General features: G+C 41.8%; 16 protein-coding genes. 10 read left to right on the forward strand and 6 right to left on the reverse strand.

Going from position 1 to position 20,328, the window contains the following annotated elements; genetic code table 11:
• Positions 1-256: 256 nt before the first annotated feature.
• The 4 genes from LV83_RS21800 to LV83_RS13770 all read right to left on the reverse strand — a co-directional run bounded on the left by LV83_RS21800 (position 257) and on the right by LV83_RS13770 (position 7,163).
• Complete coding sequence (locus LV83_RS21800; RefSeq protein ID WP_111612118.1) at positions 257-559, reverse strand: type II toxin-antitoxin system RelE/ParE family toxin; 303 nt, start codon at positions 557-559, stop codon at positions 257-259.
• Positions 543-776, reverse strand: coding sequence for a hypothetical protein (locus LV83_RS13760; protein WP_111612119.1), 234 nt, complete (start codon positions 774-776; stop codon positions 543-545). Before LV83_RS13760 ends, LV83_RS21800 begins: the two co-directional genes overlap by 17 nt.
• Positions 777-1,014: 238 nt before the next feature.
• Complete coding sequence (gene porU2 / locus LV83_RS13765) at positions 1,015-6,033, reverse strand: putative type IX secretion system sortase PorU2 (RefSeq protein ID WP_111612120.1); 5,019 nt, start codon at positions 6,031-6,033, stop codon at positions 1,015-1,017.
• Positions 6,030-7,163, reverse strand: coding sequence for a putative type IX sorting system protein PorV2 (locus LV83_RS13770; protein ID WP_449353832.1), 1,134 nt, complete (start codon positions 7,161-7,163; stop codon positions 6,030-6,032). Before LV83_RS13770 ends, porU2 begins: the two co-directional genes overlap by 4 nt.
• A gap of 677 nt (positions 7,164-7,840) precedes the next feature.
• Between LV83_RS13770 and tnpA the strand changes: the two genes are divergently transcribed.
• The 10 genes from tnpA to LV83_RS13820 all read left to right on the forward strand — a co-directional run bounded on the left by tnpA (position 7,841) and on the right by LV83_RS13820 (position 18,229).
• The gene (gene tnpA, locus LV83_RS13775; protein WP_111612122.1) at positions 7,841-8,287 is read left to right on the forward strand and encodes an IS200/IS605 family transposase; all 447 of its coding nucleotides are present in this window, start codon (positions 7,841-7,843) and stop codon (positions 8,285-8,287) included.
• A gap of 505 nt (positions 8,288-8,792) precedes the next feature.
• On the forward strand, positions 8,793-9,122 hold the full coding sequence (locus LV83_RS13780; protein WP_111612123.1) for a PadR family transcriptional regulator: 330 nt from the start codon (positions 8,793-8,795) through the stop codon (positions 9,120-9,122).
• A 94-nt stretch (positions 9,123-9,216) separates the two neighbouring features.
• A complete protein-coding gene (locus tag LV83_RS13785) occupies positions 9,217-11,211 on the forward strand; it encodes a PspC domain-containing protein (protein WP_111612124.1) in 1,995 nt (664 codons plus the stop codon).
• A gap of 454 nt (positions 11,212-11,665) precedes the next feature.
• The gene (locus LV83_RS13790; RefSeq protein WP_111612125.1) at positions 11,666-13,066 is read left to right on the forward strand and encodes an MBL fold metallo-hydrolase RNA specificity domain-containing protein; all 1,401 of its coding nucleotides are present in this window, start codon (positions 11,666-11,668) and stop codon (positions 13,064-13,066) included.
• A 47-nt stretch (positions 13,067-13,113) separates the two neighbouring features.
• A complete protein-coding gene (locus LV83_RS13795) occupies positions 13,114-13,581 on the forward strand; it encodes a carboxypeptidase regulatory-like domain-containing protein (protein ID WP_111612126.1) in 468 nt (155 codons plus the stop codon).
• Between the two features lie 272 nt (positions 13,582-13,853).
• Positions 13,854-14,423 carry an RNA polymerase sigma factor gene (locus tag LV83_RS13800; protein WP_111612127.1) on the forward strand — a complete coding sequence of 190 codons (570 nt, stop codon included), beginning with the start codon at positions 13,854-13,856 and terminating at the stop codon, positions 14,421-14,423.
• Entirely contained in the window at positions 14,416-15,219 is an 804-nt protein-coding gene (locus LV83_RS13805; protein WP_111612128.1) for a prolipoprotein diacylglyceryl transferase, read from the forward strand. Before LV83_RS13800 ends, LV83_RS13805 begins: the two co-directional genes overlap by 8 nt.
• Before the next feature lie 117 nt (positions 15,220-15,336).
• Complete coding sequence (locus LV83_RS13810) at positions 15,337-16,368, forward strand: outer membrane beta-barrel protein (RefSeq protein ID WP_111612129.1); 1,032 nt, start codon at positions 15,337-15,339, stop codon at positions 16,366-16,368.
• A gap of 118 nt (positions 16,369-16,486) precedes the next feature.
• Positions 16,487-17,287: a hypothetical protein gene (locus LV83_RS13815; protein WP_111612130.1), complete on the forward strand. Its 801-nt coding sequence runs from the start codon at positions 16,487-16,489 to the stop codon at positions 17,285-17,287.
• 12 nt (positions 17,288-17,299) lie between these two features.
• Positions 17,300-18,229: a DUF4097 family beta strand repeat-containing protein gene (locus LV83_RS13820; RefSeq protein WP_111612131.1), complete on the forward strand. Its 930-nt coding sequence runs from the start codon at positions 17,300-17,302 to the stop codon at positions 18,227-18,229.
• A gap of 280 nt (positions 18,230-18,509) precedes the next feature.
• On the opposite strand, the gene LV83_RS13825 is transcribed toward LV83_RS13820, so the two are convergent.
• Together LV83_RS13825 and LV83_RS13830 are read right to left on the reverse strand one after the other, a co-directional pair.
• Complete coding sequence (locus LV83_RS13825; protein ID WP_158530578.1) at positions 18,510-19,052, reverse strand: hypothetical protein; 543 nt, start codon at positions 19,050-19,052, stop codon at positions 18,510-18,512.
• Positions 19,027-20,130, reverse strand: coding sequence for a ferredoxin--NADP reductase (locus LV83_RS13830; protein WP_111612133.1), 1,104 nt, complete (start codon positions 20,128-20,130; stop codon positions 19,027-19,029). The genes LV83_RS13825 and LV83_RS13830 overlap by 26 nt, the downstream gene beginning before the upstream one ends.
• Positions 20,131-20,328 lie beyond the last annotated feature (198 nt).

Consider the following 20,328-nt stretch of genomic DNA (forward strand, 5'->3'; position numbering starts at 1 on the left):
ATTGTTCATTAAAAACTCTGCGCGATTTTCGTACACTTTTGTAGCGATTTGACACATTCAAGTAAAAAAATCTGGTTAAGTGAGTCTGTGTCCTATGCTATTGGCACAATAAGAAAGGTGTAGATACAATCAACATCTAGGGATCTCAATGCCTAGACTACCCTCAGTGGGGGACGCGGTAAATATAGACGCCGTTGGCTTGTTGGTCCCAAACGGTGAAATATGAGAGGGAAAACAACCCCGCAAGCGCATAACCTTAAAATTTTCTTCTGCTAGGGCTTTGTCGATTCGAAAAGAAGGAAAGGATTTCTATTGTTTCCTTCACTATTCTATAGTACATCGTGTTATGCTTCGCCACTACCGCTTGTCGCACTCCTTTTTTGTCAGGCGATTCTTGAAAAATTGTAGGATTTTTTGAGATCAGTTCCAGAGTATGCTCAATTTTCAAGCCTAGCTTCACTAGTTCTTTTTCAGTCCAATTATCTTCTAGATATTTAAAAGTAGATTCTAACTCAGATAAAGCGTGATCAGTCCAAAAAATCTTAAAGCCACTTCCCATATATTTTTTGAGCTTCAGAATTTGGCTTTAGTTTACCCTCATTCGCATCATCAATCCCTTTTTGAATTGATAATCTCTCCTCATCAGAAATTGCCCCCCACCAATCGGATTTCTCTCTTTCTCTAAACTTCATCAGCTTATCAATTAAAGAGGAGTCTTCCAAAGTGGATAACCATTGTATCAATTCTATCTTTTTGTTTTGAAGTTCTAAATCCATAATTCTAATATATCAAGAAAAAAATACTGAATCCCATAAATTCTTATGTATGCCCTTTTATCCGCCAACGATGCTCAAAAACATCGTAAGCATGGTAAACTCAAGCTTCAAGCCAATTCACCCTGCCTCGGCGTAAACACACTTCCGTCTCCCGTCTTCGGCCTTCCGTCCACATAAGAAAACACCATGACCTAAAACATTGCAGATTACCTTAACAAAGCAGATTCCTGAAATAAACCTATCTCAACAAATACATCTTCCCATATCCCTTCTTAAATGCCTTGTCTCCGGCGGTAGGTCTGTGCTCCATAAATTGGCCGTTTTTGCGGACTAGAACTCGGTAGATATAGACGCCGTTTGCGAGTTGGTCGCCAAACTCATCCTTGCCATCCCAAGCGTACTCGGTTAGGTTATTTCCTATTCGTATCGGACCTAGTTCGTTTTGCAGGATTTCCCGTACGACCTTGCCCGTGACGGTCATGATCTGGATCTTGATCTCGTCAGGCACTTCCATACCCGTCACCGTAAAGACAAAGCGCACCGAGGTGCTGAATGGATTCGGATAAGGATAAAAATTAGTGATCTGGGATTCGTTGATCACTTCGAAGGTGATCTCATAGGGTTCGCTGGAATCCTCATTCGTGATTCTCAGCGTATAGATCCCATCTTCGAGCGGTCCAGGAATCAGGGAAACTTTAAAGTCTTCGTCTTCTGATGCTGGTGTCCAAGTCAAGTTAGGATTGGAGAAATTCACCCGCTTGAAGTCACAGGATTCACAGTTTTGCTTCAGGAAGAGCTCCAATCCGACAGTATCTTTTTTATAAATCAGGGTTTGATCATTCTTCAACAAAGCCGTGATCAGCACATTTGGTGAGACTATATCTCCGTCCATAATGTAGATTCCGTCGAAGTTCACATCTAGCAGCGCCGTGGAGTTATCCCCCTCCACGATGAAGTAGGAACCCAGATCCACCTGATTGTTGCGGAAAGTCTGCTCCCGCTGTATTCTAGGATTCGCAAAAATTTCCAGTTCGTTCTCCCCTGCCTTTCCTATGGAATTGAATTCTATGGTAAAGTCAAATGCCTCCCCTGCTTTCAGTGCTGGGAATTTCTTTGAGAACTCTTCCACTTTTTTACTCGTCAGATTGGTCATTTTCCAATCCACCTGAATAGAATCCAGGAAGTTGTATTTTGAAATATTTTTGAACTGCAATTCCAGCAAGCCCGTTTCTCCCTCGCGCAGATTCACTTGCTCCTTAGCGGATTTGAGAATCAAAACTCCCTCTGGCACTCCGGTATAATTCACCTGCCACTTGTCTAGCTGAGCAGGTGCCGTTGACTCGGGATCGTTCATACTATAGCGTAGTTTCAAATAGGGATAAGTAGCCGTACTGATAAATGACAGATCCATTTCCCGGTCGTAGGTATTCTCAATCAAAAGCTCTTCTTCGCCATTATCCTTTACTCCGATGATGTCGAAGTAAGTTCTCTCTTCCTCATTGATCCAGTTTCTGGCATTTACATGTTGGAAGAAACGCTCCCAAGATGACGCAGGACCAACTCTCGGTGTCAAAATCATCCCTGAAGTCAGGTATCCCGAAAGCTCGGTATCAAAGGAAAGAGTTTGCTGAGAAGCCGGAACTTCCATGTTTTTATTCCCTACAATCTCAATCGCTTCCCCAGGACGCATGCCTTTTCTACCGTAAAGAATATAAGGCTCACCAGTTTTCAAAGCCCTCAGCGTAGCCTCGCTTGCTCCAAATTCCTTCAACTTTTCAAACGCAATATCTGGCCAAGCTTCAAAGGTGACATTGCCCACAGAGAAAATCACCACATAATCCCCGGCTTTTACATTATTCACATAGTCAACTAGCATCGTTTGCCCAGGCGTAGTAATCCATGAGTTTTGAATACTCTGAATCATTTGCGGCACTCGACCACAAGCTCTGGAATCCAGTATATCAAATCCAGGAACCGGAATCGCCAAATATGGCATGAGGCTTTTTTGCTCAAAAGCCACCAAACCCAAGGAGCCATTCGGACAGAGACGGCTATTGGCATTGTTCACATTATCGATGATCTGCGGAATCTGATTTAGGTAGAACTGCGTGTTTCGGAATGATAGGGTATCCACAGCCGATCCTACCGTAAAGACCCCAATAGTAGCTTGCTGATCCAGGTATTTCCAGCTTCGATCTGACTCTTTGAGCTCCAAATTGGTCAACTGATCCTCATCAAGCTGGTAAGTCGTACGCTGAGTCCAGCCTTCAGGACCGGATGGGATAAAAGAGAAACTGGAATTAGTCCAGGCATCCGTCTCGCCAGGATTGGCCTCCTGAAATTTTGATCGCCAATAGAAAGTCGTGCTGTCCGAGAATGCAGTAAGCGGCAAAGGCATTTCTGCCAGCCCTCTTGTGGTCACCCGAACTTCTCTGCGGTACGCGGAATTGAATGCTGCCGCAGTATCCAACTGAATGATGATGGTCCGGTCATCAATGATTTTGCCTGGCGCCTGAGCGACTAGCTTCGTCTCAGTTCCACTCACAATACCATACTCTAGTGGATAGAGATTGAGCGTGCCACTGAGTGGAATAAACTTGGTGTAGCTGACCGAATTATTAGCAAAGGTCATTTCCTCCACTTCCATTTTCGAATTCACCTCAATAGTAAAGGTGTTTTCACCAGCTGAATTCCTGCCGATATTCGGAATAGTAAAATTGAGCGAATCAATTCTTGCTATGTAGGGGATTTTTATCGGGTCAAAGTTTTCAATAGTTCCATCAGGCAATCTTCTACTCACCTTATATTCTATGGAATCTGTATCGACTCTACCGATATTTCTCAGGACAAAACTCAAGTTCAAACTATCTGAAAGCACGGAAATCGGCACTTCGTCAAAACTATCAAGAGAAACTTCCTCCAGTTTGACCGCATAATCAGCTTTGTCCGCAGGAAAAATCCGCACTCCTGGATCACCATAATTGATCATCTGCTCCATATGGGAATAAGAAAGAGGATCTGTTCCGTACTCATCAAGATAGGCAGTTTCAGCCTCCATTTTCACTTCACCAAGCGTGCGATAGATGAGTGTGCTGTCTGAAAAGGCCTTTTTGTAAAACATATCGGTATAGCGGCGCAGGTAGACATCCACCCCGATAGAGGAATTGGCCATAACCGAGATCCCTCCCTTCTCCGGCGTGATCACCCAATCCTCACCTTGGGTGTAGCTATTTCCATTGGCACTTCCATAGTCGCAACCGTTAAAAAGCATGATCGGATATTTGCCTTTATTCTGATAATTCAGCGTGGGATCAGAGGCAAAACCTATTTCTATATCGATAACAGTCGGTGATCCATGGCCGAAAAACGTCAACATGGATCGGCCTTCGTTTAGATCTCCTGTGATATCAATTACCTCAATGGTAGAATTGGACCGCTTGCGATAGGTGGTGACATTCCCTCCCAAATAAAGTCCCTCAGCAATGGTTTTGAAGCCATTCATGAAATTGAAAAAGCGCTCCAGCTCAAACTCTGACACTCCGCCCGATAGGTGAATCAACTCCTTTTGCCAAGAATCCGAAATACCAACTTCATCTTTTTCTATTGCTTTGCTCAGGTAATCCGCCAAGTGTTGTGAATTTCTAGCTGGAATCCTTCCTACTGCGAGAGCGGGAGCCAAAGGTTTGTCTGGGTCAAGCCCAAGGGTGTACACATTATCCGAAAAAGGAAATCCACCTGCAGGAACTAGATCACGAAAGCTAAAAGCCGAGGGGTTGTTTCGGTAGAAATAAGTGACTCCACCTGCTCTAGCAGTAGAAAAAACCGCTAAGGCTCTTCCCGCAAGAAGCATGTGCGTAGGCTTATGCACTGGATAATAGGCTCTCAAAAACTCATAGATCGCAGCGGGAGTATATTCTCCATAGGAAAACTGATTGTACAAATCCTCCATTTTCACAATGAGCGTATCAAAACCTCCTCCCGCAGGAGAAGCTCTGTGATCTGCATAGGCTTTGAGTGGATTGTCAAACTGCGTGCTCGGCTGCTCCAAGGCGGTATGACCAACCAAAATGTAATTAGCGGCTTGCGCTAAGTAATTCCTGAATTTGACCGGCTCAAGCCTAGCAATGGGGATGATATTTTCCTCATTTTGCACCCAAACTTTGCTCGAATCACTTTGAATAGAAGACCTGAAAGACAAGGTCTGTCCAGTTTTGCTGAGCTGTACTTTTTGAGGATTAATTGGATCCGCGATATCTATAGCTGAATAATTACCGGAAATTCCCGAGAGCTGGATTCTCTGATTTCCGGATGGGGAAATGAACAGCTTCGAAGCAAAATCACCAGAACTAACATTATTTCTATAAGTGATTTTGGCATAAGCCACAGAAATATTATCGGCAGATTCCGGTCCTGCCGAATTCACGCCAATGACTATACTCCCGTCGGAATTGAAGTCACTCATGGCTAGGTCTAGCGTAACTTGCGGAGACTCGAACTGAACACTGGAAATTGTACCAACCAGTCGTTGATTTGTCGGGGTAGGTCCAGCCAAAATTCTAGTGGTGTGAGGATTGAAAGACCTTCCTACCAAACCGATTTCAAGCTTGGCGGTTCCAGCGCCCATCACTCCCAGCTCATTTAGTGTGAGTTGTCGGGTGCTCCCTTTTGTGATGATGCCAGACATCCATCCCTGTCCTTGATCGAACTTTGACAACCTAAAACCCAGTGCATATCCCACTCCCAGCGAGTACTGCTCACCTATCGCCAGCAATTTCTCTGAGGAATAGCTTGTGGCTGCCGGCAAAGCAACCTCAGGTGCAGATCGTAGGACCATCCGCTTTCCATTCTGTCCGGTGGTAACAGTTAGGAAAAAAGCAGTGGAGTCAGAATTCGTATTGAAATATGGATTTGGGATCTTTTCAAAGTCTGTGTACAGCAATTTATCAAGCGTACCATCATTCCGTTGCCCAAAGAAATCTATGTAATCGTCCCCGTCAAACCTCCCGTCATTTTCTCCTTCTATATGAATCGCAACTTCTTGTCCTCTATGATAAAGACGGATATTTCTTGGGTCTAAACCGGTGAGATTGATCCCCGAACCACTTAAGGAGGAGGCAGAGATCCGGTGAATGCCATCCGAGCCAGTTGGGATTTTATAGTACGTTTGGTTGTAATTGTACCAAACCGGCTCCTGAGCTAGAGCTAAGTTGGAAAGCACGAGAAATCCCAGAAAAATGAACGTGAGTTTTTTTATCATTTGTCTGTCCAGCTTTTAAATTCCCTGAAATCAGGATCCAATTTCTCCAAACTTACTTTCACACTGAATATATGGGAATAAGGTGTCTCAGAAACATTTCCAATATCTGAAAGTGCATAATCGATCTGAAATCGCTCACTGATAAAAACCCCGATCCCCATACTTGGCTGCATATTCAGGCTTTCATTCCCTTGGAAATCCTTGATGTATTGAAAGTTACCAACACCTGCGCGTAAGAAAGCAATATTCTGAAAACCAGCTTCTAATCCAAACCTTGGGTCTATGCTTAGCAAAGGAGTGCTGATCACCGTATTTCTCTCCCCATCAAATGTCATATCCAAGTCAAGTGTCGTCAGTAAATTGAATTTGCTCCCAAACTCAAACGTGTAAGCTACAGAGGAAATCGCCCTTGGCAAGGTCAGCTCCACAGAATTCACAGGTATTTCATTATCAGTCTGGGCGTAGATCTCGCGTACCAATTCTGCATTGTGCGACCAGGCATTGAAAGTCGTCGTGATATCACGTACCATTAAGCCCAGCGTCAGCTTGTCTTTCACATAGATTCCTCCCACATCCAACCCAAATCCCCAAGCTTGCGCAAATTTTCCCACATTTCTATGGATGATTTTAGCATTCATACCAACCTTAAATTTATCCGAAAGGTCTCGGGCATAGCTCAGAAGCATGGCATAATCTGCCGCATTGAAAAACTGTATGTTATTGTAATTCAAAGCCCCATTGGCATCGTACAGAAATCTGGTATCGGGAATATCATCCACTCCGAAGCGGATAAGAGAAACAGCAACTTGGCTTTTATCCTTTATTGGTGTGGTAAAACTCAGGTAATCATATTGGGCCACCCCTGCGAAGTATTCTGAGTGCATTAGGCTGAATTCGTATTTGTGCTGAACTCCCATCAGAGCAGCCGGATTCCAATAAGCCGCCGTTACATCCCGGACGGCTGAGACTTGGGCACCGCCCATACCAAGTGCCCTTGCCCCTACTCCTATGCTTAGGAATTCATTGGAATACTTGGGCGACAAATCCTGGGAAAAAACACGCGTACTCCCCGCCATTAGAAGGAATAAGAGAAAGGAATAAAAAACTGAAGTTGCTCTGCTAAAATTCACCTTTCAAAATAAACCAAATAATCAGTCCAATGGCAACTCAGGTAAAAAATAATGAAATAATGCTACTATAATTATCTCCAGTGATGCCATCAAGCTTACTTTCTTTTCTTAATTAGCAGGAAGACCCCTGCCCGAACTGCAGGCGGGGGTGACCGAAGACCGAAGACCGAAGCAGCTTCAATGCTTGGGTTAACCATATAATTAAGTCAGAATTATACCGATCGTGCCTTTGGCACTCTGGCAATCCTTAATTCACTTTGTTACCCCGAATTTCGCTTCGCTGTATTCGGGGCTGATATGGATTTTGCCCTTGGCAAAAACCCTTGCCAACGGCAAGGCCAATAACAGCCCAGAATGCAATTCTGGGTATGTATCGTTTAGTTATATTTATAGAGTGCTGTTAGCACGATCTATATTTTTCTATCAATGCAAATCATGATTCCGATTAATTATTGATCGTGCCTTTGGCACTCTGGGGATTCTCAATACACCTTTTTACCCCGAATTTCGCTACGCTGTATTCGGGGCTAATATGGATTTTGCCCTTGGCAAAAACCCTTGCCAACGGCAAGGCCAATAAAAGCCCAGAATGCAATTCTGGGTATGTATCGTTTAGTTATATTTATAGAGTGCCAACGGCACGATCCATATTTTTTCTCACCATAATCTTTTCGATCATGCCACAATCTTTAGCAAAAGTCTATTTACATGTGATATTTTCCACAAAGGATAGAAAGCCATTTGTAACCCCGAAAACAAAACCAATTCTGGAAGCCTACATAGTTTCTGTAGCTTCCAATTTGGGGATTTACACAGAAGGAATTTATATGAACTCTGATCACGTCCATTGGTTGTGTACGCTTCCTCGGACATTGACAATTGCGGATATGATTCAGAAGGTCAAAATCCCGAGTTCTAATAAAATGACTGAAATTGGGCCAAAGGATTTCCATTGGCAAAAGGGATATGGCACATTTTCAGTCAGTCAATCAAAATTAGACATTGTCAAAAAGTATATTCAAAATCAGGAAGAACATCATAAGCATATGACATTTCAAGAAGAATACCTCAAGTTCTTGGAAGAGTATGGAATTGATTATGACCTAAAATATGTTTGGGATTAATTGAGAAGGATCCTTTATTATTGATCGTGCCGTTGGCACTCTGGCAATCCTTAATTCACTTTGTTACCCCGAATTTCGCTTCGCTGTATTCGGGGCTGATATGGATTTTGCCCTTGGCAAAACCCTTGCCAACGGCAAGGCCAATAACAGCCCAGAATGCAATTCTGGGTCAACGACACGATCAGTGATCAATTTGCTTCTGCAAAAGTCATGTTCACCTGTCCGCCCGCGTACATAAACATGTTCAGAAATTTAACATTTTATTAAAGTTGAAAAGCCTATAATTTTTTGAAAAACTTTTTCCACTGCAGGATCAAAAAATCACAAACATCGATCTGAGCGAATTAGGAGGACTTTCACAGCTATTTCCCTATACCTACTACCTGCTTATGGCAAGGAATTAGGTTATACAAGGTAGCTTGGAAAAGATTGGTATAATTTTTCTCTATCAAGAAAGGACGGGAATAGGTATTTCCCGCAACATTGACACATAATCACCTTAACAATGAATGTCGCCAACACACAGATTCAAATGCGCAAAGGACTCTTAGAGTTTTGCGTGTTGCATATCATCTCTCGAGGCGAGGTTTATACTTCAGATCTGATCGAAGAGCTGACCCAAGCTCAAATGATTGTAGTAGAAGGCACACTATACCCACTACTCAATAGACTGAAGTCTGCCTCCTTGGTAGAATATCGCTGGGTTGAGTCCGAATCTGGACCTCCTCGGAAATACTACTCCATCACAGAAGAAGGAAAAGCCTTTCTGGGCACACTCTCCAACACCTGGGATTCTCTAGTCAATTCCACCCTTCTTATCACCTCAAAGAATTGATCATGAAATCAAGCATTTCCCAAGACACACAATTAGGAAAGATCATCCGTAATGCGAGATTCCATCTGACCTGTGAAAAGAAAATTATAAACAGATGAAAAAGACTATAAGTATAAACATCAGTGGGATTCTTTTCCACATCGAGGAAGACGGCTACGACACGCTCCGAAAGTATCTGGATGCAATCAACCAGCACTTTTCTTCCTATAAAGATAATCATGAGATCATCTCTGATATTGAAAATCGAATTGCTGAGATCTTTCTAAGCAATCTGAAAAACAATAAGCAGGTAATCTCTGCCGAAAACGTAGATAAACTTATCGAGAAGATGGGTACCATAGCGGATTTTGCCTCAGTAGAAGAGGAAAAAATTGACTATGACCAAGAAGAAGAAAACAGCGCTAAGGACCAGGATTTCTACAAGTTTGTCACACCTCCGGATTCTGAGAGAAAAGGGTATAAAAAATTAATGCGCCTGGAAAATAAAAAAATCCTAGGTGGTGTATGTGCCGGAGTGGCTCATTATTTCACTATTGATCCACTTTGGACGAGGCTGATCGCTATCCTGTTGCTTTTCTCCGGCAACCTGCGTTTCAACTTTGGTTTCTTGGATATCTGGCCATTTGATGACTTCAGGCTGAACCTTAGCTTTGGGATCTTTGCAGCCATCGCATACATCGTACTTTGGATTATTCTTCCTGTTTCCTATGAAATAGAAGAGGATAAAAACATCAAGAAACTCTATAGAAATCCTGATGATAAGGTAATCGGTGGTGTAGCAAGTGGATTGGCGGCATACTTCGGGATAGAAGTGGTGTACACCCGATTGGCATTGGCCTTTTTGATCTTGGCCGGCGGATCTGGATTCTTAATCTATCTTATTCTATGGATTATCACCCCAGTGGCCAGTTCAATCACAGAGCGTATCCGAATGAAAGGTGGGGAAATCACCTTGGATAATATAGATTCTACCTTGAAGGAAAATATAAATCCTATTCCAAAAGCACCAGAGTCAAGAACTAGACAAATCCTGCTTACTCCATTCAGGATAATAGGTCAAGTGATAGAAGCGATTGGATCAGCCTTGGGGCCGTTGGGAAGATTCTTCCTGAATGTGATCCGAGTGATCTTCGGTCTGTTTGTTTTTTTCTTAGGGTTAGGCTTGACTATCACTCCGATCTTTACGATGGCAGTTTACTTGGGAATATTCACCAATGACGACTACCGCGTCCTTATGGATAACTTCCCAATCGAGCTTTTCTCCAATCTGATTCCAATATGGCTTGTGATCGGAGCATCGTTCCTGATGATCATTCCAGGCATTATCATCATCCTTCTAGGCTTAAGTGTTTTGATGCAAAAGAACCTGATAGGCTCACGATTTGGATTTGTAGCACTTGGATTATGGTTGCTTTGTGTAGGAATTTGTGCCTTCCAGATCCCATTGATCGTAGCACAATTCAAAGAAGAAAACTGGCATAAAATCGAAAACACAGTGCCCGTAACTGAAGGAATCATGATTCTGCGACTTAACCCAATCGGCGAAGAATCTACTTTCAACAATGTAAATCTGAAAATCGAAGGTACTTCTGATAGTATAGTTACACTTCGCGAGGATTTCTTTGCCAGAGGTAAGACAAAAGCAGAGGCTATGGATAATGCCAAAATGATCACCTACAACTATACGGTGCTTGACTCTATCGTTACATTCAATGAAGGCTATGACATTTCCAACTTGGATAAGTTCAGAGATCAACAATTGAATCTCTACTTGGAAGTTCCTTATGACAAACCATTTATTATGGACCGTTCCCTTCTCGAAATCCTAAGTAATACTATCAATAGAAATGGGTATAGAAATAATGATCTTTCTCAAAATACGATCTGGACATTTAACGAGCAGGGCTTGGTTTGCCTGACTTGCAAAAAGGAGAAAGAACTGAACGATAATGAAGAATCTGAAGGTGTAAACTTTGAAGTAGAAGAACCTGATACAGGAGAATTTAACCGCGCTGAGCTAGACAGCATCAGTCGGGCAAAATTCAATCAGTCTAAGGCTCCAGCAGACAGCTCATCAGTAATTGACTAATATTAAAGGCATCCACATGGGTGCCTTTTTTCTTTTAGAAACACCTCTTCAAACCATACTAGATCGTGCCCTCGGCATTCTAAATAAATATACTTCTTCCAGTTAACCCAAAATTGCATTCTGGCCTTTTACCCACCTTGCCTTTGGCAAGGAGATCATCAATCAATTTTTCTGAAATTGACAATGACAGCGGGACGATGCATTATTAAATAAAAAGGACATTTTAAACAATGAGTTCTGGCGACCATTGTGCCAACGGCACAACCCGAATAAGCTCCGAATACAGCGAAGCGAAATTCGGGGTAATTAATCCAAATTGAAACATAAGAGTGCCAACGGCACGATCGGTAAAAACAGAAACAAACTATTCTTCAATAAAACATTCATATCTATATCCATTCAAAAACCCTAAGTCATGAAGCTTTTGTATCTTTTGGTTTAAACACAAAAGATCATGGATGTTACTGTAAAATTTTTAGGCGGAGCAGGCACAGTCACTGGCTCCAGGTATTTGTTGGATCTGGGAGATTTTGAATTCCTAGTTGATTGTGGACTCTTTCAAGGCAGAAAAGAACTTCGGCGCAGAAACTGGGACAAATTCCCCATGCCACCGACAGACATGGAAGCTATTGTGCTTACTCATGCGCACATGGATCATATTGGTTGTCTGCCAAAATTGGTGAAAGATGGTTTTAGAGGACCAATATATTGCACAGCTGCGACGGCCGAGTTAGCGAAGATTCTACTGCTAGATTCTGGTAAGCTACAGGAAGAAGAAGCAGAGTTCGCCAAAAAGAAGGGCTATTCAAGTCATGAAAATCCAGCACCACTGTATACTGTGGAAGATGCAGAAGCCGTGTTTCCACTTCTCGTTCCGAAAGATTTCAAAAAGCCTTTTTCCATACACTCATCTGTGGAAGTGACCTATTACCATGCAGGGCACATCTTGGGAGCTGCTATTGTAAAGATTGTGATCAAAGGAGATAAGCAAACCAAAAAATTAGTGTTCTCAGGAGATTTGGGAAGATATCACGATCCCATTCTTTACCCTCCTACCCTAATTCCTGAAGCAGATGTTGTCTGGATAGAATCCACTTATGGCGATCGTATTTCAACACCTGTCAAACCAGAAGAAGAACTCGCCAGAGCTATTAATGACGTTTTCGACCGAGACGGCCTGGTGATTATCCCAGCATTTGCGGTAGGTCGGACACAGCTGGTGATGTACTATTTGTATCAGTTGGTGAAAAAGGGAAAAATACCAGATGTGCCTATTTACCTAGATTCACCCATGGCCATCAATGTCTCAACTTTATACAAAGATTTTCACCAAGATCACCAATTAATTGGGGTGTTAGATGATACGGATCAGCATCCATTCCAACATTCGCAGTTGCACTATTTCAGAAAGCAGGAGCAATCCCGCACCCTCAATGAGCTCAAAGGAAAGGCAATTATCATCTCCGCAAGTGGCATGGCTACAGGTGGTCGTGTACTTCACCACTTATTTCACCACCTTCCAAATGAAAAGAATGGAGTTGTTTTCGTCGGCTATCAGGCAGAAGGAACTCGCGGAAGGCGTTTGGTCGATGGTGAGCCAGAGGTAAGAATATATGGACAAGAGGTCCCTGTAAAAGCTAAAATCTATAGCGTGGAAGGACTTTCTGCACATGCCGATCAAAATGAGTTGATGGAATGGGCTGAGGGATTCGGAGAAAAGCCAAAACTCGCTTTTATTGTTCACGGAGAAGAGAGGAGCGCAGGCGTGTTAGCTCAAAAACTTAAAGATGAACTAGGTTGGAATACCATCATTCCTAATTATTTGGAATCATTTATGCTGTTTGAGGGAATCTGATAAGTAAGCGTATTTACTCTCGCAAGAACCAACTAATCTATAAACTCATGAACCAGCTACTTAAAATTATCTTTGCTTCCATTTTTGCCCTCGCTCTTTTTCAATGTGCGCCATATCAACCCGAAGGTCAAGGTGTGGTAGGTCAGATAACCTGGCTTGAAGGCAATCAAATGCCTATGGTGCTGGAGGAAGGAAAGAAAGATAAGGATACAAATACTGGAACCCCTGTGAAAAGAACTGTTCGGGTTTATCCATTAATTAAAATCTCTGATGTGACCTTGGAAAATGGCTTGTTCCAGTCGGTTGCAGCCAAGCCAATAACCGAATTCGAAACCGACGAAAACGGCAGATATTCTATCAACCTAAGTCCAGGCAGATACTCCATTCTTACTGTAGAAGAGGACGGCCTTTTCGCGAGCATTTTTGATGGAGATGGAAATATTCAGCCTGTCACAGTGAAAGAAAATGAATGGACGCTACTTGATATTGTGGTGAATTATAAAGCGGCATTCTAAACCTGAGAAATACGAACACCAATAATAAGGTCTACACTTGATAATATATTTTATCGAGTGGAGACCTTTTCTTTTTAATTCTTATTTTCGATAAAATAAAAAATACAGAAAAACGTATCGTTTTAAATACCCATAAACTACTTACTTTAAGACGATTACAAATAAAATAAGACCGAAGGCAACTCACTCTAGAAAAACAATTAACTTTTTTTCACTAACCCACGCAACCATTTTTTCAAAACGGGCATCTACCTAATTGAAAGCTAATTCAAATGTTCAGCAGAGTCAATTTTTCAAACGAATCAGATTTATTACAAGGATGTCTCAAAGGAGATAGAATGGCGCAGCGCCACCTGTATGATCAGTATTCTGGAAAATTTTTGGCCATCTGTATCCGATACTTAAAAGACCGGGAACATGCGGAAGATGTGATGATCGAAGGCTTTATGAAGATTTTTGAAAAACTACCTCAGTTTCAGTCAAAGGGGAGTTTCGAAGGTTGGATGAAACGGATCATCGTCACGCAAGCGCTCATGACGCTGAGAAGTCATCGTCATCTAATGATGGAGATCAACATGGAAAATGAAACTGAATATCAGGATCACAACTACGAACTCAATCACATGGAAACTGAAGATTTGATGAGAATGGTAGAAAGCCTCCCGGTAGGATATCGGACAGTGTTCAACCTCTACGCTATCGAAGGTTTCTCGCACCAGGAGATAGGAGATCTCTTGGGAATCACAGAAAGCACTTCAAAGTCCCAGCTCAATCGGGCAAGGAATACTTTGAAAGAAAAAATTGCCAGTCAAACACCAAAAGAAAGGAGAATCAATGGCTAAGGAAAAAAATAACCTCGATCAGTTTTTCAAAGAAAAACTGGAAAACCATACAGAAAGACCAAGCAAGCTCGCCTGGGAAAGGCTGGAATCTCAGCTTCCTCAGCAATCAAAATCCAAGAAAGGAATTTGGTGGGCAGCTGCTGCTTCTTTGACGATCCTATTTACAGTTGGATACTTTGTATTAAGAGAAGGAAATGTGTCTGTAGATAAGTCAATGCTTGCAGACAATACCACTGAGGAAGTAATAGAAACACCAATTCAAATTGAAGAAACAACTCCAGTAGAAACTGAAAAAGCAGAAAATGAAACTGAAAATCAGCAGGCAACTGAGGAATTGAATACTAAACCAACTACTACCACAAAATCTAATTCCAAGCCTGCTGATTCTTCTTCTAAAATACAGAAATCTCCAGCCACAACTCCTCAAAATCTAGTCGCCATGACCGAGACAAAAGAGGAACCAAAGCAAGGGAATGTAGAGAATGTAGAAGCTCCCAAATTAGAAGTAGAGACACCTAATTTCACAGAAGCTGAACTTCCTGCACTAAAACTGGAAAAAGCTGTGGCAGAAGCAAGTGAGCCTGCCATGGAAGAACCGACTTATCGGGTCAAAATCTACTCCAGTGGACTGACTGAAGAACCAAAAGATAAAAACCTAATCGCCGAAATCGGCAAAACTGTCAACGAAGTAGAGGACTTGTTGGGCAAAGTAGATCAAGGGTTTGCAGACCTGCAGGATGCAAAAAACAATCTCTTCGCTTCCATCACAACCCGAAAATCAAAAGCAGAAAAGTAAACTTCACCAACTCACATAATTCGAAACTCAACATTAAATTGGACATGATCCATGCATCAATGGGAGACCTTTTGCCCAAAATGCAGGATGCCATTTGATAGAAAACTCTAAATACCAATGAAAAAATACCTTCTATTATTTTGTTTGATGGCCATCGTGCAACTAGGCTTTGCCGGAACCATGCCATCGGTAGACCACAGCGTCCTGAGTGACAGTGTAGTGGTAGAATTCGGAAAATCCGGTAGAATAGTAATCACCGTGAATAGCAAAGAGGATTTTGAAAAGCTAAAACTGATGAACATCAATCAGATCATCCGTGAGCTTGACCTGGAAGAAAATGTAGATACAGGGGAAACAACCATCGTTGAAATCAAGAAAAAAGATGGTACATCCAAGCAGGTCGTAAAGGTGACCGAAGATGGAGCGGAGACAGAAGTATATATTGGAAATATGCGTCTACTCGTGGATGAAACCGGTGAGAATACAAAAGTCCGATTTGAACCTGGATTAAAAAGACGAAGTGATCCTCCATTCAGAACCTATTTCAATCTTGATTTGGGAGTAAATAACTACCTGGAAGATGGCAAATTCCCGACTTCAGATAAGCCCTATTCAGTTAAAGGCTGGGGATCTTGGAATGTTGGACTCAACTGGATGGCTGCTCAGCGTATCTCAAAAGGCTTCTACTGGGACTTTGGCTTAGGGTTTCAGTTCTACAACTTCAAATTTGAAAACAGAGACTACCAAGCAATTAGAGGTGATAATTATATTGGTTTCCTCCAGAGAACTGATGTAGATGGGTCCAAGAGCAAAATCTCTGCGTCCTACCTTACAGCCATGACTATGCTGGAGCTGGATTTTGGTAAAATGAATGACAATGGGCGCCGAGGAGTAAGAATCGCCGCTGGACCCTATGTGGGATACAGACTAGGCGGACAATCCAAATATGTATACAATGAGTTAGGTGGATCTGGACGTAAGAAAGACAAGCAGGATACCGGACTATATCTTCAAAATTTCAGATATGGTGTCCGCGGAGAACTGGGAATCGGAAGAGTTAAGTTCTTCACCACTTACGATCTAAATGAGTTGTTCCAGGATGACAAAGGACCGGCGCTTAACCCGATCACTTTCGGCATAGTATTCTAGAATACTGTGTTATCAATACTAAGGTCATATTGAGCGAAGTCGAAATTAACTGTCACATAGGCTTCGACTTCGCTCAGCCTGACACCTAAAAAACGAGTTTTTTTAAACCTTTTATACAATGAAAACTACACTACTACCACTAGTATTCTTCGTCTTTATTGCAAGCCAAGTTTTTGCGCAGAGCGAACCTGATACCATCATTTACACTAAAACCAAGGTGATCAAAGTATTTGGAAACACTTGGTCTTACAAGCAGAAAGAAGACGGTAAATGGATTCTGGATGTGCAAGAAAACGATGAAGTGAAAATTTCAGAACTTCAAAAAATGAGAAAATTCAGTGTTGGCTTAGATACAGAACTTGGGATCAACCAGGTAGCTCCCACTGACCAAATGCCAACTGTGAAACCATGGGGATCTTGGTATTATGCGATCAATTTAATGGGAATAACTAAAGTTTCTAAAAACTTTCATATCAACACTTCCCTTGGCGTTAACTGGTACAATTTCAAATTAGAGGATAGAAATCTGATTGCTGTGAAAAACCCAGACGGAATAGTTTGGGAAGAATTTGCAGGACCAGGCACTGGCACTAAATCTAAAATCTCAGCTTCTTACCTGAATTTCACTTTGGTCCCTACTATTCTCACCAATAACCAAAAACTTCGACTTGGTCTGGGTGGCTACGCAGGAGTGAGAATTGGTGGACGAGGCAAATTTGTTTATGACGATGAAAATGGCAAAAAGCAGAAGCAGTTTGAAAAGTCGAACATGTACGTGGAAAACTTCCGCTATGGCGCTCGTGCTGAGATCGGAGTCAGTGATGTCACTTTATTCTTTAACTACGATTTAAATAACCTTTTCCAAGAAAATTCAGACCTTGAAGTACAGGCAATCAGCTTCGGAGTCACTATCAGATAAACAACCAGAACTATGAACAGACTATTCAAATTTTCGAGCTTGGCCTTAGCCATGATACTGATCTCAGTGGTCAGCTTTGCGCAAAAAGTATTGGTAGACGCCAATAAAAACTACTCCAATATCAAGGCTATAGAAGTCAGTGGTGGCTGGCTGGACGTCTCTTTCACTGGAGGATCAAATTCAGACGTGAATGTGGAAGCATTTCTGGAATCTTCAAACGAAAACCAGGACATCATTTTTGTAACCGTGGGAGATGTATTAAAAATCTCGTATGAGCAAAGCTCAACCAATTCATCTTGGAGCAACAACCGAAACAAAGGCTACATCAAAATCACTGGCCCAATGAATATAGACCTGGATATGAGAAACTCCTCAGGAACACTCACTGTGAACAAAGTAGTAGGTGATAAGACCAACCTGAGAGTATCATCAGGCAAAATCACCGCAACGAATATCTCTGGGGATTTAGCTATCAAAGCTAGTTCTGGCTCACTCTATATAGACAAAGTATCGGGAGATATTGAAGCAGGAGTAACTTCGGGAAATGCAGATATCAACAATGTGGGCGGCAGTGTTGACTACCAATCAACAAGTGGTTCTCTGACCGCAGATCGAGTAAAAGGTCAGTTAAGTGTTGCCCTTACCTCAGGAAATGCAAAATTGAGCAACATAGGTTCTTTAGGTTCTATGAAATTCACCTCTGGAAATATCCGTGCTACCAATGCAGGTTTGAGTGGAAGAACCAATCTCAGTGGAACCTCCGGAAATTTCAAAATCCAAACATCTTCTGATTTGAAAAAATACAATTTCTCTTTACGAGCTTCCTCAGGAAATCTTAGAGTAGGTGGAATCAATACTGGTAAAAATTTAGAAATCGATAATGATGCCTCTGACTGGGTAAAAGGATCTATTTCATCAGGAAATATTTCTATCGAGAATTAAACATTAGCTATAATGATCCGAAAAGGCCAATCCACTTGGGTTGGCTTTTTTGTTTCCTTTTTTACCGCGGAGTCCGCAGAGCTTTACGCAGAGAACGCTTAGAATAATGGATTTTAATAACTAGTAATTTCAGCTTTTTCTAATAAAAAATCTCTAAACATTATGCCACGTTTTACAACCATATTTTGATCGTCTGATTCAACTATGTACTAGATTCTTGGCTCTAAATTCTTGATTCTTAAATCTTAAATCTAACGTCTTGTGTCTAACATCTTAACTATCATTCAGGTCTAGATGCCAACCTGATAATTTCAGCATCCTCCTTGTTCAGTTTTAACACCTTTTTTATTCGCTCCGGAGTTGGCTTGGCAACAGAAAAGAAGAAAAGTGCCACAGCAAATATCACGTTGAAGATAGCTGATCCGAAAAACAGTAATCCAGCTGAGCAAATCAGAGCGATCACAAAAAGGATTAGATATCGCTCTCTGGTCGCATTTGCGTAGATTTTTAATTTTTTCAAAAGATCATCCGTCAGGAAAACCGCCTTGACTTTTTTATTGAAAAGAAAATATTGAACAAGCAAAAGCCCAATTCCAGCACCTGATAATAGTTGTCCAAAAAACATCGGTAATTCAGGCAAGTCCCAGGTAATTTCTCCGCTGGATTGATACAAATAGATCATCCCAAATAGAGGCAAAACCAGAATCAACAGGATCAAAATAAGTTGATCTAGGCTCTTATAAACCCGCCTGAATTCTTGATTTTCCAGAATGGGAGTTTCATTATGACTCTCTGGCCTATTCAATGTTGATCTTGACATCATCTGTCAATGGATGTGAAACGCAACACAGCACATAGCCAGCTTCGATTTCATTTGGACTCAAACCTGCATCCTCATCCATTTTCACTTTCCCACTTTGCAATTTACCTCTGCATGCGGTACACAACCCACTTTGGCAGCTGTATGGCATATTCAAGTTCTGTGAAAGTCCAGCTTCAAGAATGGTTTTATCAGGAGACACAGTGACCGCATTCTCTTCACCATCCAAAATCACGGTAACATCTCTAGTCAACAAACCTCCAGTAATCCCATGAGCAGCGTCTTCATGAGCCTTATCTGCGGCGGAGGAATAGAAGCTCTCGCGATGAACTTTATCCCTTAACACACCTAATTCATCCAAAACCGCAACCACATTATCCATGATTCCTTCGGGACCGCACGCGAAATATTCCTTGTCAAACTCAGGATCCAATTCGGCTTTTTTCGCAAAATCAAGAATACTTTCTTTTGTCAAGCGACCTTTCATCCCCTTCCAAGAATCAGAAGGCTGACTCAAATTATGAATGACTTCCAGCCTATCTGGGTTCTTCTCGACTAAAGTCCCAAGCTCTTTTTTGAAGATAATTTGCTCCTCATTTCGGCTACAGTAAAGCAGGGAAACCTTGGAATTTGGCTCATTCACCAGTACGGATTTTAAAATACCCATGATTGGTGTGATCCCACTTCCTGCCGCTACCAGGAAGAAATGCTTCTTATTTTTGGAATGAAAGTCAGTGGTGAAATTCCCTAGTGGCTTTAGTACGTTAATTGTTTTACCCGGGAAGACACGCTCATTTAAAAAGTTAGAAAACTTGCCTTTTGGTACTCGCTTTACAGAAATCCCGGGGAAGGGATCCACAAAGGGCGAGGTGCACAGGCTATACGATCTTCGCTGCTCTTTACCTTCAAAATCCATTACAAGAGTCAGAAACTGACCTGGCTTGTAATCCAAAAATGGCTCTGGCTGCTCAAAATACAAGGTTACTGTATCTTCTGTCTCTCTTACTACCTCTCTCACTTTCAGAGGTAAAAACTGTGGAGCTTTTACCTCTTCCTTCTTTTTCTTAAATAAATTGAACATTCCTGATCTGAGCTTTTATTTGTTTTACGGTTGCAAAATTAACCCTGAAAGCCAAATATTATGGCTTGGGATTGATTATTTGCTCATGATAACTCAGATAATGCTAGAGTGGTTCGAATTATTTGAAGGATATTTCCCGAATTAGACATCTTAAAACCGGACTTTTGGCTTCAAAAAATTAACTTTGCAGCTTCCTAA

Source organism: Algoriphagus yeomjeoni, assembly GCF_003259505.1.
GTDB lineage: Bacteria > Bacteroidota > Bacteroidia > Cytophagales > Cyclobacteriaceae > Algoriphagus > Algoriphagus yeomjeoni.

Excerpts from the sequence above, each read along its gene's own strand:
- LV83_RS21800 (WP_111612118.1), bottom strand. The coding sequence starts at position 559 with ATGGGAAGTGGCTTTAAGATTTTTTGGACTGATCACGCTTTATCTGAG.
- LV83_RS13760 (WP_111612119.1), bottom strand. The coding sequence starts at position 776 with ATGGATTTAGAACTTCAAAACAAAAAGATAGAATTGATACAATGGTTA.
- porU2 (WP_111612120.1), bottom strand. The coding sequence starts at position 6,033 with ATGATAAAAAAACTCACGTTCATTTTTCTGGGATTTCTCGTGCTTTCC.
- tnpA (WP_111612122.1), top strand. The coding sequence starts at position 7,841 with ATGCCACAATCTTTAGCAAAAGTCTATTTACATGTGATATTTTCCACA.
- LV83_RS13780 (WP_111612123.1), top strand. The coding sequence starts at position 8,793 with ATGAATGTCGCCAACACACAGATTCAAATGCGCAAAGGACTCTTAGAG.
- LV83_RS13785 (WP_111612124.1), top strand. The coding sequence starts at position 9,217 with ATGAAAAAGACTATAAGTATAAACATCAGTGGGATTCTTTTCCACATC.
- LV83_RS13790 (WP_111612125.1), top strand. The coding sequence starts at position 11,666 with ATGGATGTTACTGTAAAATTTTTAGGCGGAGCAGGCACAGTCACTGGC.
- LV83_RS13795 (WP_111612126.1), top strand. The coding sequence starts at position 13,114 with ATGAACCAGCTACTTAAAATTATCTTTGCTTCCATTTTTGCCCTCGCT.
- LV83_RS13800 (WP_111612127.1), top strand. The coding sequence starts at position 13,854 with ATGTTCAGCAGAGTCAATTTTTCAAACGAATCAGATTTATTACAAGGA.
- LV83_RS13805 (WP_111612128.1), top strand. The coding sequence starts at position 14,416 with ATGGCTAAGGAAAAAAATAACCTCGATCAGTTTTTCAAAGAAAAACTG.
- LV83_RS13810 (WP_111612129.1), top strand. The coding sequence starts at position 15,337 with ATGAAAAAATACCTTCTATTATTTTGTTTGATGGCCATCGTGCAACTA.
- LV83_RS13815 (WP_111612130.1), top strand. The coding sequence starts at position 16,487 with ATGAAAACTACACTACTACCACTAGTATTCTTCGTCTTTATTGCAAGC.
- LV83_RS13820 (WP_111612131.1), top strand. The coding sequence starts at position 17,300 with ATGAACAGACTATTCAAATTTTCGAGCTTGGCCTTAGCCATGATACTG.
- LV83_RS13825 (WP_158530578.1), bottom strand. The coding sequence starts at position 19,052 with ATGATGTCAAGATCAACATTGAATAGGCCAGAGAGTCATAATGAAACT.
- LV83_RS13830 (WP_111612133.1), bottom strand. The coding sequence starts at position 20,130 with ATGTTCAATTTATTTAAGAAAAAGAAGGAAGAGGTAAAAGCTCCACAG.